The 16,095-nt window shown below is 72.1% G+C and carries 16 protein-coding genes and 1 tRNA gene; 9 read left to right on the top strand and 8 right to left on the bottom strand.

Annotation, left to right across the window (positions count from 1 at the left end):
• Positions 1-107: 107 nt before the first annotated feature.
• The 3 genes from BLQ63_RS16240 to BLQ63_RS16230 form a co-directional block, all read right to left on the bottom strand.
• Positions 108-953: a siderophore-interacting protein gene (locus BLQ63_RS16240; RefSeq protein ID WP_091037377.1), complete on the bottom strand. Its 846-nt coding sequence runs from the start codon at positions 951-953 to the stop codon at positions 108-110.
• A 260-nt stretch (positions 954-1,213) separates the two neighbouring features.
• Positions 1,214-3,178, bottom strand: a complete 1,965-nt coding sequence (locus BLQ63_RS16235) for an FtsX-like permease family protein (RefSeq protein ID WP_143014944.1) — start codon at positions 3,176-3,178, stop codon at positions 1,214-1,216.
• Positions 3,175-4,044: an ABC transporter ATP-binding protein gene (locus BLQ63_RS16230; protein WP_245680986.1), complete on the bottom strand. Its 870-nt coding sequence runs from the start codon at positions 4,042-4,044 to the stop codon at positions 3,175-3,177. The genes BLQ63_RS16235 and BLQ63_RS16230 overlap by 4 nt, the downstream gene beginning before the upstream one ends.
• Positions 4,045-4,279: 235 nt before the next feature.
• Here BLQ63_RS16230 and BLQ63_RS16225 point away from each other — a divergent pair, with 235 nt between their 5' ends.
• Positions 4,280-5,476, top strand: a complete 1,197-nt coding sequence (locus BLQ63_RS16225; protein ID WP_091037368.1) for a sensor histidine kinase — start codon at positions 4,280-4,282, stop codon at positions 5,474-5,476.
• Positions 5,477-5,591: 115 nt separating this feature from the next.
• Here BLQ63_RS16225 and BLQ63_RS16220 read toward each other — a convergent pair.
• Positions 5,592-5,676 (bottom strand) — tRNA-Tyr (locus BLQ63_RS16220).
• Positions 5,677-5,885: 209 nt separating this feature from the next.
• Between BLQ63_RS16220 and BLQ63_RS16215 the strand changes: the two genes are divergently transcribed.
• Together BLQ63_RS16215 and BLQ63_RS28500 are read left to right on the top strand one after the other, a co-directional pair.
• Positions 5,886-6,377: a YajQ family cyclic di-GMP-binding protein gene (locus tag BLQ63_RS16215; protein WP_091037365.1), complete on the top strand. Its 492-nt coding sequence runs from the start codon at positions 5,886-5,888 to the stop codon at positions 6,375-6,377.
• A gap of 2 nt (positions 6,378-6,379) precedes the next feature.
• The gene (locus BLQ63_RS28500) at positions 6,380-7,027 is read left to right on the top strand and encodes a ribosomal protein bL12 (protein ID WP_177154969.1); all 648 of its coding nucleotides are present in this window, start codon (positions 6,380-6,382) and stop codon (positions 7,025-7,027) included.
• A 41-nt stretch (positions 7,028-7,068) separates the two neighbouring features.
• Here BLQ63_RS28500 and recD2 read toward each other — a convergent pair whose 3' ends face one another.
• Complete coding sequence (recD2, locus tag BLQ63_RS16205) at positions 7,069-9,339, bottom strand: SF1B family DNA helicase RecD2 (RefSeq protein WP_091037363.1); 2,271 nt, start codon at positions 9,337-9,339, stop codon at positions 7,069-7,071.
• 196 nt (positions 9,340-9,535) lie between these two features.
• On the opposite strand from recD2, the gene BLQ63_RS16200 reads away from it, so the two are divergent.
• Positions 9,536-10,213 (top strand): exonuclease domain-containing protein, encoded by a 678-nt coding sequence (locus BLQ63_RS16200; RefSeq protein WP_091037361.1) that lies wholly within the window; start codon positions 9,536-9,538, stop codon positions 10,211-10,213.
• Between the two features lie 213 nt (positions 10,214-10,426).
• On the opposite strand, the gene BLQ63_RS16195 is transcribed toward BLQ63_RS16200, so the two are convergent.
• On the bottom strand, positions 10,427-11,134 hold the full coding sequence (locus BLQ63_RS16195; protein WP_091037359.1) for a hypothetical protein: 708 nt from the start codon (positions 11,132-11,134) through the stop codon (positions 10,427-10,429).
• 449 nt (positions 11,135-11,583) lie between these two features.
• Here BLQ63_RS16195 and BLQ63_RS16190 point away from each other — a divergent pair, with 449 nt between their 5' ends.
• The 4 genes from BLQ63_RS16190 to BLQ63_RS16175 all read left to right on the top strand — a co-directional run bounded on the left by BLQ63_RS16190 (position 11,584) and on the right by BLQ63_RS16175 (position 14,651).
• The gene (locus BLQ63_RS16190; protein ID WP_091037357.1) at positions 11,584-12,081 is read left to right on the top strand and encodes a CarD family transcriptional regulator; all 498 of its coding nucleotides are present in this window, start codon (positions 11,584-11,586) and stop codon (positions 12,079-12,081) included.
• A gap of 76 nt (positions 12,082-12,157) precedes the next feature.
• Entirely contained in the window at positions 12,158-12,628 is a 471-nt protein-coding gene (ispF, locus tag BLQ63_RS16185) for a 2-C-methyl-D-erythritol 2,4-cyclodiphosphate synthase (RefSeq protein ID WP_091037354.1), read from the top strand.
• A gap of 21 nt (positions 12,629-12,649) precedes the next feature.
• On the top strand, positions 12,650-13,501 hold the full coding sequence (locus BLQ63_RS16180) for a tetratricopeptide repeat protein (protein WP_091037352.1): 852 nt from the start codon (positions 12,650-12,652) through the stop codon (positions 13,499-13,501).
• A gap of 55 nt (positions 13,502-13,556) precedes the next feature.
• Entirely contained in the window at positions 13,557-14,651 is a 1,095-nt protein-coding gene (locus tag BLQ63_RS16175; protein ID WP_091037341.1) for a fumarylacetoacetate hydrolase family protein, read from the top strand.
• A 61-nt stretch (positions 14,652-14,712) separates the two neighbouring features.
• Here BLQ63_RS16175 and BLQ63_RS16170 read toward each other — a convergent pair whose 3' ends face one another.
• Positions 14,713-15,195, bottom strand: a complete 483-nt coding sequence (locus BLQ63_RS16170; protein WP_091037336.1) for a RidA family protein — start codon at positions 15,193-15,195, stop codon at positions 14,713-14,715.
• A 2-nt stretch (positions 15,196-15,197) separates the two neighbouring features.
• Complete coding sequence (sp36, locus tag BLQ63_RS28495) at positions 15,198-15,356, bottom strand: Sp36 family protein (protein WP_091037332.1); 159 nt, start codon at positions 15,354-15,356, stop codon at positions 15,198-15,200.
• 127 nt (positions 15,357-15,483) lie between these two features.
• Here sp36 and BLQ63_RS16160 point away from each other — a divergent pair, with 127 nt between their 5' ends.
• Complete coding sequence (locus tag BLQ63_RS16160; protein ID WP_143014943.1) at positions 15,484-16,092, top strand: hypothetical protein; 609 nt, start codon at positions 15,484-15,486, stop codon at positions 16,090-16,092.
• The last annotated feature ends 3 nt before the right edge of the window (positions 16,093-16,095 follow it).

Raw genomic sequence — 16,095 nt, 5'->3', positions numbered from 1 at the left:
TCCGGGTCGGACCGGGGCGCGGGCCGAACCGGGGCCGGGGCGCGGGGGTCGTTGCGGCGCGAACAGAAGGGGCCGCCCCATGGGGCGGCCCCTTGCGTCGTCGGTCCTCAGTTCGCGGCTTCGGCCTCTTCCACTTCGTCGACCTTGTTCCACTCGGGCTTGGAGGACTGCCAGCCGTCCTCGTTGTGGCCCAGGCGCCAGTAGCCGGAGATCGAGAGGCGCTCGCGCGGGACGCCGTGGTCGAAGCGCAGGTGGCGGCGGATCTCGCGGACGAATCCGGCCTCGCCGTGCACGAACGCCTGCACGGTGCCGCCGGGGAACTCGAAGCCGCGCACGGCCTCGACCAGGCGCTCGCCGACGCGGTCGGCGCCGCGGTGGAGCCAGGTGACCCGCAGGTCGCCGGCGGACTTGAACTGCTGCTCCTCGTCGTGGCCTTCGACCTCGACGAAGACGTGCGCGCGGGCGCCGGGGGCCAGGCGCTCCACGGCCGAACTGATCGCGGGGAGGGCGCTCTCGTCGCCGACGAGCAGGTGCCAGTCCGATCCGGCGTCGGGGGCGTAGCCGCCGCCCGGTCCGGCGAAGCGGAGGAGGGTCCCGGGCTTCGCGTTCGCGGCCCAGGGGCCGGCGACGCCCTCGTCGCCGTGGTAGACGAAGTCGATCCACAGTTCGCGGGCGGCCGCGTCCCAGCGCCGAACGGTGTAGGTGCGGGTCACGGGCCACTGCTCCCTGGGGAGCTCCTCGCGGATCCGGGCGAGGTCGAACGGCTCGGGGTAGGCCACGCCCTCGACGGGGAACTGGAGCTTCAGGTAGTGGTCGGTGTAGTCGCCGCACTCGAAGCCCGCGAGGCCCTCGCCGCCGAGGACCACGCGAATCATGTGCGGTGTGACCTGCTCGGTCCGCAGCACTTCGGCGGTCGTGACATTCGGGGTTCTGCGTCCTCGACGTTCAGCCATCAGGGCTCCTCGGATTCGCGGCTCGCAGACCTGCCTGGCGAGGCCTGCGAGCCGTCGGTCGGCCTCGTCACGGGAAGACAGCTTAGGTTTCCCTAACTATCACATCCTCAGTTCTATCTCGTTTTCGGGGACACCGCCCGCACCGGGGACACCACACCGCCGTGCCGGCTCCCGGCCGACCTGGAATACCCGGTCCGCGGCGGTCGCACACGTCGCGAACGCGGGCGGACGGGAGCCGTCCGCCCGCGCATGGGGCGGCTTCAGTCGGGCCGGGGGCTCACGTCCTGCATGACCGACCGCAGGAGCGGGCGCGACACGGCCCCGGCCGCGACGACCGCCCCGAACCCGAGGGCGACCGTGGCGCCCAGGATGAGGGCGCCGCTGGCGTCGAAGCCCATCGCGCCGATGACCGGGGCGGTCAGGAGCATCCCGGTCAGGATCGAGGCGCCGCCGAGGAGGCCCAGGGGCAGCAGTGCCTCCTGGCGGCGGGCCCGGTCGAGGACCTGCTGCGGGGTCCCGGCGAGGTGGAGGAGGCGGTAGGCCTGGCGGCGGTCGAGGACCGAGCCGATCGCGCTGATCGCCGCCGAGACGGCCGCGGTCGCGAAGACCACCGCGAGGACCACGGTCACGCCCACGCGGATGCTGCCGACGAGGCGGTTGGACACGATGCTCGAGTCGACCTCCCGTTCGGGCGGGTCGCCGGGCAGGACCGCGGTCATGGCGCTGCGGACCGCTTCGAGCTCCGCGCCGGTGGTGGTCGCCTCGACGACGGCCGCGCCGTCGACGGCGGTCAGGTACCCGCTGGAGTCCACGACCGCGACGCCGGCGCCGTCGCCCAGCCGCTCGCCCAGGACCGCGGCGAGGGCCTCGGCCTCGCCTTCGGGGACCATGGCCGCGATCGTCTCGGTCTCCCGCGTGCTCGTGTCGGTCACGATCATCGGGAAGAGCGCGACCGATCCGGCGATGAAGCCGGCGATGGCGACGCCGGCGACGGCCCGCCAGGCGGCCTTGGGGTCCTCGGCGAGGCGCCGGGCGGCGAGCAGCCGCGCGGGGCCCCGGGCGGTGCGCGCCAGGACGTTCCCGAGCTTCTGGACCGTCCAGGGGCCGATGAGGTTCACGGCCGCGAGCGTCGCGGCGAACAGCACGACGAGGATGCCGACCGCGAGCATGCTGCCGCTCACCGCCTGCGTGGCCGCGAGGAACAGCACCGCGAGGACGACGAACACGACCACGCGAATCGCCTTGAGGCCCTTGGGCTTCACGCGCCGCGCGACCCCCAGCGGGCTGATCACGACGCCGCGGAGCCCGATGAGGGCCGACACGGCCACCAGGACCGGCACGGCGAGGGCGACCGCGGTCATCCACGGCGCCCCGGCCCACAGGTCCGCGACGTACCAGCGGCCGCCGTCGATCGGGATGAGCGCCACCAGCGGCGTCACGAGCATCCACGCGATGGTGCCGGCGACCGCCCCCGCGGCCGCGGCGAGCACGGTCTCGATGAGCGTCAACCGCATCACCTGCCCGGGCGTCGCCCCGATGAGGCGCAGCGTCGCGAGCCGCTCGTCCCTTCTCGACACGGTCAGGCGCGCCGACGCCGCACCGAAGACCGCGGCGGGCACGGCCATGAGGATCGCCGCGAGGACCATGAGGATCATGTAGAAGCCGTAGACGGCGTCGGCGGCGCCGCCCGCGAAGCTGTCGAACCCGCGCGGCGAGACCGCGTCGGCGTTGAACCGCTCCGTGGTCATCACCGGGTCGTCGGCGGACCGGCCGACCACCGCCACCAGCTCGTTCGGATGCGCGAGGGCCTCCCCGCCGAGCTCCCCGGCGACGGCGACATCGCCGTAGCGGGCGAGGAAGTCCGACTCGGGCACGCCTTCGAGCAGGTCGGCGGCGGCCGGGGAGAGCCAGACCTCGCCGGGGGCCGGGAAGGCGTCCAGGCCCGGCGGGACCGGGGCGCCGCCGAGCGAGGCCAGGTCGACGCGGGTGATCGTGTCGCCGCCGAAGTGGTCGGCGGCCGTGGCGATGACCGCCGAGGCGGCCCCGTCCGCCTCGCCGGGATCGCGCCAGGCGGTGCGGTCGCCGCGCTGGTCGAACGCGAAGTTCCCGGCGACCGCGAACTGGAGCAGCAGCGTCGCCACCGCGACGGCGAGCGCGGTCAGCCCCGTGCTCAGCAGCGCACTGCGCCCGCCCAGGCGGGTCAGGCGCCAGGCCAGCTCGGTCATCGCCACACCTCCGCGACCGGCTCGTGCCCGAACGGTCCGCCGTCGGGGCCCGCACCGGACGCGAAGGCGTCACCGCCCCCGCCGACCGCGCGGACGGCCGGATCCGACGCCGGACCACCGCCCGAAGACGCCTGCGCGGCGACGCTTCCCGCCGCGAACCGCGGCGCGACCGGCACGCCGGCCTCGGGGGCCGTGCCGTCACCGGTGCGCGGCGCGCCGCTGAGGCGCCCGTCGCGGATCTCGATCGTCCGCGTGCACCGGGCCGCGATGCGCGGGTCGTGGGTGACCACCACCAGCGCCGCGTCGAGCTCCGCGACCGTGTCGAGCAGGACGCCCATGACCTGGTCGCCGGTGGCGCGGTCGAGCGCGCCGGTCGGCTCGTCCGCGAACACCACCGCCGGGCGCACCACCAGGGCGCGCGCCAGGGCGACCCGCTGGGCCTCGCCGCCCGACAGCTCGCCGGGCCGGCGCCCCTCCTTGCCTTCGACGCCGAGCCGGCGCAGTTCGGTCCGGGCCGGCTCCAGCGCGGCCCGGCGCGAGATCCCGCCGAGCATGAGCGGCAGGGCCACGTTCTCCTCGGCGGGCAACTCGGGCAAGAGCTGCCCGAACTGGAACAGGAACGCGAACCTGGTGCGCCGCAGGTGACTGCGCTGGCGTTCGGACAGGGTGTCGATGCGCTCGTCGAACAGGTGGACCTCCCCCGAATCCGGGCGCATGATCCCGGCGAGGCAGTGCAGGAGCGTCGACTTGCCCGAGCCGGAGGGGCCGGTCACGGCCACCGACTCGCCGGGCGCGACGCCGAAGTCGACGCCGTCGAGCGCCGGCGCGGTGCCGAAGTGCTTGACGAGCGAGCGGGCGCTGAGCATGGGCGGCCTCATCGGCGGGCCTTTCGCTGCGACGGGAGGAAGGGCAGGGCCGTCCCCGCGATGAGGAACGCGAGGGTGAGCACCAGGCTCACGATGGTGGTGATCTCCAGGAATCCGTTCATGGGACCAGCGTCGCCGTGAACGGGGTGCCGCCGCTTCGGCTCCCCGACCGGTTTCGCACGCCGCGGGTCGGCCGTTCGGCCGAGGGCCGCTCCGGGGCGGATACCGTCGTGGCATGACCGCCACTCCCGCCGCGTCGGCCAAGCCCACCTGGAGCAAGCGCTTCAACCGGCTCAGCATGCGCCTGCTGAGAATCGGCATCGTCTCGACGCTGCTGCTCATATTGACGGCCGAGATGGCCTCGCACGGCCTGGACGAGAAGCCGCCTGCCTACTCGTGGGTCTCATGGGTGCAGTTCGCGACCTCCCTGCTCGCGATCGGCGTGTACGTCTGGTACCGGCCCGGCCGCAAGCGGTGGATCGCGGCGGCCGCCATCGCATCGCTCGCGGTGACCGGGCTCGACGTGGTCGTCGACCAGGCCCAGCGCGGCGTGGGCACCGCCGAACTGCTGGCGCTGGGACTGCTGATGCTGTTCGCGGTGCGCCACTGGGACGCCGCACCGGGCCGGTGGGTCGCGTTCGCCACCGGCGCCGCGATCCTGGTGATCGGAGCCCGGCTGTTCGTGCTCGACGGCACGCGGGTCGGCGGGACCATGATGGTCGTCATGGCGATGACCACCGTCATCGGATTCGGCGCGTACCTGCGCAGCATGGACAGGCTGCGGCGCGAGACGCAGGAGGAGGTGCGCCGGGCCGAGCGCCTGGAACTGGCCCGCGAGATGCACGACTTCGTCGCCCACCACGTGACGGGCATGGTCGTGCTCGCGCAGGCCGCGCAGGTGACCGACACCGATCCGCGCAAGGCGTTCGCGGACATCGAGGAGGCGGGACTGTCGGCGCTGGCGTCGATGCGGCGGATGGTGGGGATGCTGCGCGGCGCCGACGGGGCCGGGGTGAACCCGCTGGGCGACCTGTCGCAGGTCGAGGACCTGGTCGACCGGTTCAGCCGCGAGGGCTCGGACGCGACGTGCTTCATCTCCCCCGAGCTGGGGGACGTGGCCCCGGAGATCGCGGCGACGGCGCACCGCGTGGTGCGGGAGGCGCTGACGAACGTGCGCAAGCACGCCCGCGGGGCGACCCGGGTGCGCGTGGTGGTCGCGGCGGCGGGCGGCCAGGGCCTGGAGGTGTCGGTGCGCGACGACGGCCGCCCGGCGAAGGGCCGCCTGTCCGACTCCGGCGCGGGACTGGGCCTGGTCGGCCTCACCGAGCGGGTGGAGGCGGTCGGGGGCCGGCTGCGGGCGCAGCGTCGTCCGGAGGGCGGCTGGGAGACCACGGCGTGGCTGCCGCGCACCGCCCCGACGCCGGCGGTCTGAGACGCGTTCCGGGCATCGGCGGCGGGCCCGGAACCCGCGAGGGGGCCGTCCGCGTCCACGGTGGAAATGAAGCGGCCCGCGATCCGATTGCTCGGATCGCGGGCCGCTCCGCTACTGGTGGCAGGTGCAGGATTCGAACCTGCGTAGGCAATGCCGGCTGATTTACAGTCAGCTCCCTTTGGCCGCTCGGGCAACCTGCCGTGCTGTGTAGCGAGAGCAAGAATAGCCTCCCCCTTGCGGGCGGGCGCAAGCGGGTTCTCCTCCGATGAGACCGCGTTCACTGGCTCCGGGCCCGTAGGGGCGCGTGCGGTGGGGCGGGGCCCGACTAGGCTTGACGATCGCGACCCTCGCGCCGCCCCGACGCCGTGCTCGGCAATGCAGCACCTCGATATGGAAGGACCGGTCCGCCATGGCTGACGCCTCGTTCGACATCGTTTCCGAGATCGACCTGGCCGAACTCGACAACGCGATCAACCAGGCCCAGCGGGAACTGGGGACCCGGTTCGACTTCCGCGGCACCGGCGCGGGCGTCGAGCGCAGCGGCGACGAGGCGGCCGTGATCACCGCCGAGACCGAGGACCGCGTGAAGGCCGCCCTCGAAGTGCTCAAGGAGAAGCTCATCAAGCGCGGCATCTCCCTGAAGGCGCTCGACGCGGGCGAGCCGCGCCAGTCCGGCAAGGAGTCGAAGATCGACGTGTCCTTCAAGCAGGGCATCTCGACCGAGGACGCGAAGAAGATCGGCAAGATCATCCGCGACGAGGGCCCCAAGGGCGTCAAGCCGCAGGTCCAGGGCGACAAGCTGCGCGTGACCGGCAAGAAGCGCGACGACCTCCAAGAGGTCATCGCGCTCCTCAAGGGCAAGGACCTCGAAGTCGCGCTCCAGTTCACGAACTACCGGTAGCGATGCCGGACATCTCCCTCACCGACTGGCTCGCACTGGCCCTCTTCCTCGCCGGAGGCGGACTGGTCGCGCTCATGGTGATCGTGACCCAGCGCAGCTACCGGCGCGACGAGCGCACCGAGCACTGGGTGCAGTACCCGACCGCGAAGGGCGAAGTGCCCGTGGTGCCCCCGCAGCCGGGCCTGTGGGCCCTGGTCGTGGACGACGCCGGGCGCAAGCCGATCCAGGTCGTCAAGGAGATCCGGGCGCTCACCAGGCTCGGACTGGTCGAGGCGAAGCAGCTCGTCGACCACGCGCCGTCCACGATCCTGTCCGGCGTCGACCACGCCGCCGCGAGCGTCGCCTACCGGGTGCTGGCGACCGCCGGCGCGACGGTCCGAATCACCGAGGTCGCCGCGACGCCGGAGGCGCTCGCGAGGGCGGCGGCCCCGGGCGACTCCTACGCGGTCGTCGTGGACCACGCCGGACCCAAGCACATCCAGGTCATCAAGGAGATCCGCGCCCTGACGGGCCTCGGCCTGGCCGAGGCGAAGCGGCTCGCCGATGTCACGCCGTCCACGATCCTGTCCGGCGTCGACCACGCCACCGCGACCGCCGCCCACGACAGGCTCGCCGGAGCCGGCGCGGTCGTGCGGGTCGCCGAAGCCTGAGCCGGGTGGCGTTCGGGGATCCCGTGTAGGTCGGGCATCGCCTACGGCCGATGCGAACGTCCCGGGCGGCCGTCGTCCGGACCCGCGAGCCGGTGCGTGAGGCCGGTGTGGCGCTTCCCGGTGCCCGCCGTCCGCACCGCCGCCGCGAGCGCCTGCTTGGAGCCCACGAGGACCACCAGGCGCTTGGCGCGCGTGATCGCGGTGTAGATCAGGTTGCGCTGCAACATGGTCCACGCGCTCGTGGTCACCGGGATCACCACCGCCGGGTACTCGCTGCCCTGCGAGCGGTGCACGGTGATCGCGTAGGCGTGCACGAGCTCGTCGAGTTCGGTGAACTCGTAGACCACGTCCTCGTCCTCGTCGGTGCGGATGGTGAGGGTCTGGTCCACCGCGTCGATCGACTGCACGAGCCCCACCGTGCCGTTGAAGACCCCCGCCCTTCCCTTCGTGTAGTCGTTGCGGATCTGGATGACCTTGTCGCCCAAGCGGAAGACCCGCCCGCCGTGGCGGCGCTCCGCGAGCCCGTCGTGCGGGGGCGTCAGGGCCTCCTGGAGGCGCGCGTTGAGGTTCCCGGCGCCGGGACCGCCCCGGTGCATCGGCGCGAGCACCTGGACGTCCCGCACCGGGTGCAGCCCGAACTTCGCCGGAATGCGGCGGGCGACGATCTCGACCACCCGGTCGGCCACGAGGTCGTTGTCGTCGCACGCGAACCAGAAGAAGTCCGGGTAGGCGTCCAGATCGGGGAACCGCCCCTGGTTCACGTTGTGGGCGTTCGCGACCACACCCGACTCGGCGGCCTGCCGGAAGATCCGCGTCAACCGGACCCTCGGAATCCGCTCGGCGGCCAGCAGGTCGCGCAGGACCTCCCCGGCGCCGACGCTCGGCAACTGGTCCACATCCCCCACGAGCAGCAGGTGCGCGCCCGGCGGAACGGCCTTGACGAGCTTGTTCGCCAAGATCGCGTCCAGCATCGAGGACTCGTCGACCACCAGCAGGTCCACGTCGAGCGGATTCTCCCGGTCAAAGGCGGCGTCCCCGCCCGGGCGCAACTCGAGCATCCGGTGCAGCGTGCGGGCCTCGTGGCCGGTGAGCTCGGCGAGGCGCTTCGCGGCCCGCCCGGTCGGCGCGGCCAGCATGACCTTCGCGCCCTTGGCCCTCGCGAGCGCCACGATCGAGGCGACGGTGAAGCTCTTGCCGCAGCCGGGCCCGCCGGTGAGCACGGCGACGTGCTCGGTCAGCGCGAGCCGGACCGCCGCGGCCTGCTCCGGCGCCAGCTCGGTGTCCGCGCGCCTGCGCAGCCACGCGAACGCCTTGTCCCACTCGACGGTGCGAAACGCCGCCAACCGGTCCTCGCCGCTGTCGAGCAGACCCAGCAGCCCCGCCGCGAGCCCGCGCTCGGCGTGGAAGAACGGCGCCAGGTAGCGGGCCGGGACCCGCGAGCCGTTCACCGGGATCTCGTCGGCGACGACCCGCTCGCCCTCGGCCGCCAGCTCGCCGAGCGCCTTCGCGACCGGCCCCGCCTCCAGGCCCAGGAGCGCCACCGTGTCGGCCACGAGGTTCGGCGCCGGAAGGAAGCAGTGCCCGCCGTCTGACGCCTGCGAGAGCGTGTACTGCAGCGCCGCCTTGATCCGCTCGGGGGAGTCGTGCGGAATGCCCACGGCGCGCGCGATCGCGTCGGCGGTCTTGAACCCGATGCCCCACACCTCGTTCGCGAGCCGGTACGGCTCGTTCTTGACCACGCCGATGGACGCGTCCCCGTACTGCTTGTAGACGCGCACCGCCAGCGAGGTGGAGACCTCGACGGACTGGAGGAACACCATGACCTCCTTGATCGCCCGCTGCTCCTCCCACGCGGCCGCGATCATCCCGGTGCGCTTGGGGCCGAGCCCGGGGACCTCCACGAGCCGACCCGGGTCCGCGTCGATCACCTCGAGGGTGCCGGCCCCGAAGTGCCCCACGATCCTCCCGGCCGTCTTCGGCCCGACGCCCTTGATCAGACCCGAGCCGAGATACCGCTCGATGCCCTGGACGGTGGCGGGCAGCACGGTCCGGTAGGACCAGACCTCGAACTGGCGGCCGTACTTCGGATGGCTCGACCACCGGCCCGTCAGCGACAGCGACTCGCCGACCTGCGCGCCCAGGAGCGGCCCCACGATGGTCACCAGATCGGACCCCGCCCCGGCGGGGCTGGCGCGGGCGATCGTGTAGCCCGTCTCCTCGTTCGCGTACGTGACGCGTTCGAGCACCGCCTCCAGCTCGACGGCGTTCACGGGGACCTGGTTCGCGCTGGCGCCGGATCGGGGTTCGGCCATGGCCCGATGCTAGACGCGGGGTCCGTCACTCCCTTTCGCCCGGTTCGACCGGCCGTGTTCGAAACGGAGACGCGCGACCGCGAAGCGGCCTAAAGCCGCTCGGCGCGCAGGCAGGCCGAAAACCCGCAGAAGGGCAGCGCAGCGGTGAGCGAGAGCATATCGGTGGATTGTCGGACCCTCCCGGTACCGTGTGGGCATGAGCGAGCGATGGTTTGAAGGACCCCTGCTGGGGTTCGACACCGAGACGACCGGGGTCGCCGTCGACCGAGACCGGATCGTCCAGGCGGCCCTGGTGACCGGCGAAGGCGCACGGACCTGGCTGATCAATCCGGGGGTGCCGATCCCGCCGGGCGCCACCCGCGTCCACGGCATCACCGACGAACGGGTCCGGGCCGAGGGCCGGGCGCCGGCCGAGGCGCTGGCGGAGATCGCCGAACTGCTGCGGGCGGCCGTGAGCGCCGGGGTGCCCGTGGTCGCCTTCCGGGCCGGATTCGACTGCACCCTGCTGTCGTACGAACTGGAGCGCCACGGGATCGGGCAGCCCGACTGGACGCGGCTGTCGGTCGTCGACCCGTCGGTGCTCGACAAGCGCGTCGACCGCTACCGCAAGGGCAAGCGGACCCTGGGCGCGACGTCGCTGCAATACGGCGTGGCGCATTCGGAGGCGCACTCGGCGGCGGGAGACGCCGCCGCGACCGTGGCGCTGGCGCGGGCGATCGGGGCCCTGTACCCCGAGGTCGGCGACGTCACGCCGCAGGAACTGCACTTGTCGCAGGTGCGCTGGCACGCGGAGGACGCGGAGAGCCTGGAGGCGTACTTCCGCCGCAAGGGCCGCGAGGAGACGGTGGAGCGGCGCTGGCCGCTGCAGCGCTGAGACTCGCGAGTGCGCATTTCACGAGCGCGCTTCGCGATCGGGTCGCATAAAGCTTAAGGCCGAATGCCGTCCCGAGCCCCCACCCACCCTGAGGGGATCGCGGGACCCGCCGCGATCGTGGCACCCGGGTCCGACAGAAAACCGCCCCGAAAGACGACCGAAGGCCCCGGTTCACTCGAACGGGGCCTTCGTCGCGTGTATCGCTCAGGTCGCCTAGTGGCCTTCGGCGGCTTCCTCGGGCTCGTAGTACGAGCGCTCTTCGCCTTCGAGGCTCTGGCCGACCGGCAGTTGCGCCGGGATCTCCGAGCCGTTCGAGAACACGAAGACGACCTCGATGACGTCGCCGGGCACCAGGGCCTCGCCGAGGCCCTCGATGAGGAGGTAGTCGCCGTTCTCGACGCCCTGGTCGAGGCGGACATGATCAGCGGGGGTGATCGGAATGTCGAAGGAGGTCTCGCCCTCGAGCGGGTCCTCGGCGGGCGCCTCGGTGGTCGCGTCGTCGGCCGGAGCGCTGGACTCCTCGGTCGACTCGGCGCCGTCGGCGGCCTCATCGGAGGCGGAGGCGTCGTCGGCCGGTTCGCTGCTGGCCGCCTCGGCGGCCTCCTCCTCGGCCTGGGCGGCGGGACTCACGAAGGTCACCGTGCCGGCCCCGGTCTCGACACCGACGAGACTGACCTCTTCGGTGCCCTCGTTGGCGATCCACACCCGCAGCGCGGCGTCGTCGCCGGCGGCGTACCCCTCGGTCGAGTCGAACTCGACCTGGAGGTCGCGCAGCGCGAGGTCGCCCGCGTCGACGTTGACACCGGCGATGGCGCTCTGCTTGGTGTCGGTCTGCGTGACCTGACCCGCACCGCAGGCGGACAGCACGGTCGCAGCGGCCCCCGCGATTGCGATGGCGGCCGCGCGGCGAACCGTGATCACCGAGCTGTTTCCCCTGACCACTGCTGGTCCTCCCTGAGTTCCGACAGGAATGCTGACGACAGCGTAGACGACGAGGACTCATCGCTTCCCTTGGCCGGGCACGAGGCGAGCCCTGGATCTCACCCCGCGTGCGGATTCGAGCGAAATCACTGGGGCCGAAGGGGATGCGAGTACTTCGATGCCGTTCGGGCCGGTGGGCGGCCCGTCGGCGCGCGTTACGAATCGCTCGCCCCTGCGACCCGCATTCGACCCCGCCGCGGCGCGAGAGGCGCCCGACACACAGGAGCGACCCAGGCCTCATTCGCGTCCTCCAGACGGCGCCCGAAAGTCCAACGTGCCGTAGAGTAATCAGTCACATACCAATTGACCAGGGAATTCGTGGCGATCCGCTGTCGGGGAAAACCCCGATGACGTGTTAGGCTAGACACAGCGAAAGGGGTTTCGATCCTATGGGTTTTAGTGTCGGCGAGACCGTTGTCTACCCCCACCACGGGGCCGCACTCGTTGAAGCTGTAGAGACTCGCGTCATCGGCGGTATCGAACAGGAATACCTCGTGCTGCGCGTCGAACAGGGTGACCTCACGGTCAAGGTTCCAGCCAAGAACGTCGAGCTCGTCGGCGTCCGGGAAGTCGTCGGCGCCGAAGGCCTCGAAGAGGTATTCGAAGTGCTGCGCGCTCCCCACACCGAGGAACCCACCAACTGGTCGCGGCGTTACAAGGCCAACGTCGAGAAGCTCGCCTCGGGTTCTCCGCTGAAAATAGCAGAGGTCGTGCGCGACCTGTGGCGGCGTGACCGCGAACGAGGCCTCTCCGCCGGAGAGAAGCGCATGCTCTCCAAGGCCCGCGAGATCCTCACCGGCGAGATCGCCCTCGCCGAGGACTGCGTGAAGACCGAGGCCGACAACATCCTCGACAAGGTCCTGCTGTCGGAGGCCCCGGTCAAATAACCGGTCCCCGCCAGCGAACCGCATCAGCGTGAATCACGACCACAGCGCGAGCCCGCCCGCGGGCTCGGCATTCCGAATGCCCTTCGTCATCGGCCACGGCAGCGACGTGCACCGCTTCGACGACGAACGCCCGTGCCGCCTCGCCTGCCTCGACTGGCCGGGCGTCGCGGGCCTGGCCGGGCACTCCGACGGCGACGCGGCCGCCCACGCGGCCTGCGACGCCATGCTCTCCGCCGGCGGCCTCGGCGACCTCGGCTCCAATTTCGGCACCAGCCGCCCCGAATGGGCCGGCGCCTCCGGCACCGCCCTCCTCGTCGAATCCGCCCGCCGCGTCCGCGAGACCGGCTGGGCCCTCGGCAACGTGTCCGTGCAGGTCATCGGGAACCACCCCAAGATCGGACCCAGGCGGGCCGAGGCCGAGGCGGCCATGTCCGAGGCCGTCGGGGCCCCCGTGCGGCTGTCGGCGACCACCACCGACGGCCTGGGCTTCACCGGACGCGGCGAGGGTCTGGCCGCGACCGCGGTAGCGTTGCTGTACCAGCCCTGATTCCCATCCGGGAGTAGACCCATGGACGCAGACCCCACTCGTCGCACCGTCGCCGAGCACCTCCAGCGCGCCGAGCTCATGTTCCAGCTCGGCCAGGTGCCCGACGCGCGCGAGGAAGTCGACGCCGCCCTGCGCGTCGACCCCCTCGACCCCGACGCCAACGCCATGGCCGCCGCATGCGCGGTGGCCGAGCAGGACCCGGACGAGGCCCTCGTCTACGCCGGAGCCGCGCTCGCGCACCGGCCCGAGCACCAGCGGGCGCTCATCATGCGCGGCTACGCCCTCGCCGACGCCGGCAGGCGCGAAGAGGCCCTCCAGGCCGCCGCGAGCATGCTCGAACTCGACCGGGGCTCCTGGCTCCACCACGTCCACTACGCGCTCATCACCCGCCGCGCCGGCGCGGGCCAGCCCGCGCTCGACGCCGCGTGGAACGCCGTGAACCTCGCCCCCGAGCAGCCGCGCACCCACCTGACGCTCGCCGCCATCGCCGACAGCCTCGGCATGGCCGACCTCGCCAAGCGCTCCCGCCAGGCCGCCGAGGAGCTGTCCCCCGGCGAGGCCGGCGGTATCGGCGCGCCCGAGGGCATCGCCGCGGACCTGCCGCCGCTGCCGCCCGAAGCGCGGCGCGTGCGCAGGCGCTGGGTCGACGCCGCCGACGACGACCCGCAGTGGCGCGACAAGATCTACGGGCCCGGACTCTTCTCCGGCGCGCTCGGGCGCTCCGTCCTGCTCGGCCTGGCCATCGTCTTCGCGATCCCGGCCCTGCTCGGCACCGAGATCGCCACCGGCCCGCGGCTGTTCCTGGCCCTCGTCGCCGTCGCCGCATGGGTGGGCTGGTTCACAGTTCTGCGCCGCCACCGCCGCACTGAGTGACCTTTGGCGCGCGGCGCTCGTTAGTCCTTCACCACGACATCTGGAGGACTGACCAGTGACAACCTGCTGGGTTCCCGGGGCCGACGAAAGCCTCTACAACATCCACAATCTCCCGTTCGGGGTCTTCTCGACCGCCGAGGAGAACCTGCCGCGGATCGGCGTGCGCATCGGGGACCAGATCCTCGACATGCACAAGGCCGTCCTCTCCGGCGACTGCCAGACCTGCGCCGCCTGCACCGCACTGCGCGACCCGGCCCTCAACCGGCTCCTGTCGCTGGGCAAGGAGGCCTGGAAGCAGGTCCGCGCCCAGATCCAGGAATGCCTGAGCGAACCGAGCCTCCAAGAGGTCGCCACCAACTGGCTGACCCCCATCGGCGAAGCCGTCATGCACGCCCCGCTCCTGGTCACCGACTACGTCGACTTCACCATGCGCGCACCCGACGCCGACCGGCTCTTCCCGCGCGCCTCCAACGGCCGGGCCTCGACCCTCATCCCCTCCGGGATGGACCTCGTGCGCCCCGCCGGCCACCGCCGCGGCGAGGACGGACAGCCCCTCTTCGGGCCCACCCGCGCCCTCGACATCGAGGCCGAGGTCGGATTCCTCATCGGCGGCGAATCCGCCCTCGGGCAGCCGATCTCCCCCGACGCCTTCGAGGACTACGTCTTCGGCGCGGTCCTGCTCAACGACTGGACCGCCCGCGACTTCGCCGAACTCGAGACCGACGGGCTCGGCCCGTTCGCGTCCAAGTCCTTCGCGACCTCCATGAGCGCCTGGGTCACACCGATCGAATCGCTCAACGCGGCCCGCACCACCGCGCCCGCCCAGGGCGGCGACATGGCCTCGTACCTGAAAGAATCCGACCGGTACGGCTACGACCTGCGGCTCAACATCGAAGTCAACGGCGTGGGCGTGGCCGGGGCCGACTTCGCGGAGGCCTACTGGACCCCCGCGCAGCAGCTCGCGCAACTCACCGCCGGCGGCGCCGTCCTGCGACCGGGCCTCATGTACGGCTCCGGCGAAGCCGTCACCGGCCAGTGGAGGCTCGAGAACGGCGACACCGTCAAGGTCACCGCGACCGCGCCGGGCCCGCGCGGCACCACCATCGCCCTCGGCGAGGTCGAAACCCGCGTCCTCCCCTCGATCACCTGACGGGAACACGCGAACGGCTGGTCCCGCTACTTGCGGGACCAGCCGTTGAGACCGATGAAACTCAGACCAGGACGGTCTTCGCACCCGGAGCGAGCTGAGCGATCAGCTCCACCTCCACCGGTGCGCCCAGCGGCAGCTCGGCGACGCCCACCGCACTGCGGGCGTGCGTCCCGGCCTCACCGAAGACCTCCCCCAGCAGTTCGGAAGCACCATTGAGCACCTTCGGCTGACCGGTGAACCCCGGCGCCGACGCCACGAACCCGACGACCTTCACGATCTTCACCACCTGGTCGAGCGGGGCGATCGAAGCCACGGCCGCCAGCGCGTTCAACGCGCAGATTCGGGCGAGCTCGTAGCCCTGCTCCGGGTCGACCTCGGCGCCGACCTTGCCGGTCGCGGCCAGCGCGCCGTCGACCATCGGCAGCTGGCCGGAGGTGTACACGTAGTCGCCCGAACGGACGGCGGGCTGGTAGGCGGCGACCGGCGGGACGACCGCGGGAAGCCGCAGGCCCAGGCGCGCGAGCGCCTTGTCCACATCGACCACCGCTACTGCTCCTTCTTGCGCTTGAAATAGGCCACGAGCTGCTCCGAGTTCTGGCCCGGCAGGACGGTCACCAGTTCCCAGCCGTCCTCACCGAACGTATCGAGGATCATCTTGGTGTTGTGGATCAGCAGCGGCGCCGTGAAGTACTCCCATTTCTCCATGGGCCCACAGTACGGCGTCTTGATTCACCGACGGCGCACCGCTACGCTCAGAGTGCGTCGCCTCCCCAATGTGTTGTCGAACTACGGTGCCGAGCCGCAGGCCGCACCCGTGAACCAGGGAGTACCCGTGTCGTCAGGCACTGCGGCCCAGCCGCCAGACACCGCCGCCACACCGCCCGAATCCCGGGCCGGAGGACCGCCCGAGGGCGCCGACGGGCGACGGCACGCCGTGCCGAAGCAGTCGTCCCACGACGCCGGACCCGTCGGGCCCGGCCGTCATCTCAAGCACGCCAAGCGACCCGGCCGGGGGTGGGCCCTGCTCACCGCCGCGGCCGCGGTCCTGTTCTGCGTCGCGCTCGTCCTGGGCGCGATGCGCCTGTACACGGACGTCAACGACGTCACGGACACGCCCGAGCGGACCGTCGACGCGTTCCTGGAGGCCCTGCTCGACCAGCGCGACGCCTCGGCCGCGTCCCAGTGGCTGTGCTCGGACAAGGCCGACCGGGACTTGAGCGAGGCGGTCTCGGCGCTGTCGTCCCTCGACGGCGAGGGCCGGTTCGAGTGGGGCGAGGTCGCCGAGACGGGCCGATCGGTCGCCGCGGCGACGGTGACCGCCGAGATCCGGATCGGCGGCGGACACGACGACACGCTCTCGGACCCGACCACGTGGGTGTTCTCGCTCGTCGCCGAGGAGGGCGAACCGCAGTGGCTCATATGCGGTATCGCGGCCCAATGACTA

Origin of the sequence: Glycomyces harbinensis, assembly GCF_900101745.1 — a bacterium.
In the GTDB taxonomy this organism is placed as follows: Bacteria; Actinomycetota; Actinomycetes; order Mycobacteriales; family Micromonosporaceae; genus Glycomyces; species Glycomyces harbinensis.
Note: the sequence above shows the minus strand (reverse complement) of the source record. Positions and strands in the feature narration are given on the sequence as shown.

Bases quoted from the DNA above. Each gene is read 5' to 3' on its own strand.
- BLQ63_RS16240 (WP_091037377.1), bottom strand. From the start codon at position 953: ATGGCTGAACGTCGAGGACGCAGAACCCCGAATGTCACGACCGCCGAA.
- BLQ63_RS16235 (WP_143014944.1), bottom strand. From the start codon at position 3,178: ATGACCGAGCTGGCCTGGCGCCTGACCCGCCTGGGCGGGCGCAGTGCG.
- BLQ63_RS16230 (WP_245680986.1), bottom strand. From the start codon at position 4,044: ATGCTCAGCGCCCGCTCGCTCGTCAAGCACTTCGGCACCGCGCCGGCG.
- BLQ63_RS16225 (WP_091037368.1), top strand. From the start codon at position 4,280: ATGACCGCCACTCCCGCCGCGTCGGCCAAGCCCACCTGGAGCAAGCGC.
- BLQ63_RS16215 (WP_091037365.1), top strand. From the start codon at position 5,886: ATGGCTGACGCCTCGTTCGACATCGTTTCCGAGATCGACCTGGCCGAA.
- BLQ63_RS28500 (WP_177154969.1), top strand. From the start codon at position 6,380: ATGCCGGACATCTCCCTCACCGACTGGCTCGCACTGGCCCTCTTCCTC.
- recD2 (WP_091037363.1), bottom strand. From the start codon at position 9,339: ATGGCCGAACCCCGATCCGGCGCCAGCGCGAACCAGGTCCCCGTGAAC.
- BLQ63_RS16200 (WP_091037361.1), top strand. From the start codon at position 9,536: ATGAGCGAGCGATGGTTTGAAGGACCCCTGCTGGGGTTCGACACCGAG.
- BLQ63_RS16190 (WP_091037357.1), top strand. From the start codon at position 11,584: ATGGGTTTTAGTGTCGGCGAGACCGTTGTCTACCCCCACCACGGGGCC.
- ispF (WP_091037354.1), top strand. From the start codon at position 12,158: ATGCCCTTCGTCATCGGCCACGGCAGCGACGTGCACCGCTTCGACGAC.
- BLQ63_RS16180 (WP_091037352.1), top strand. From the start codon at position 12,650: ATGGACGCAGACCCCACTCGTCGCACCGTCGCCGAGCACCTCCAGCGC.
- sp36 (WP_091037332.1), bottom strand. From the start codon at position 15,356: ATGGAGAAATGGGAGTACTTCACGGCGCCGCTGCTGATCCACAACACC.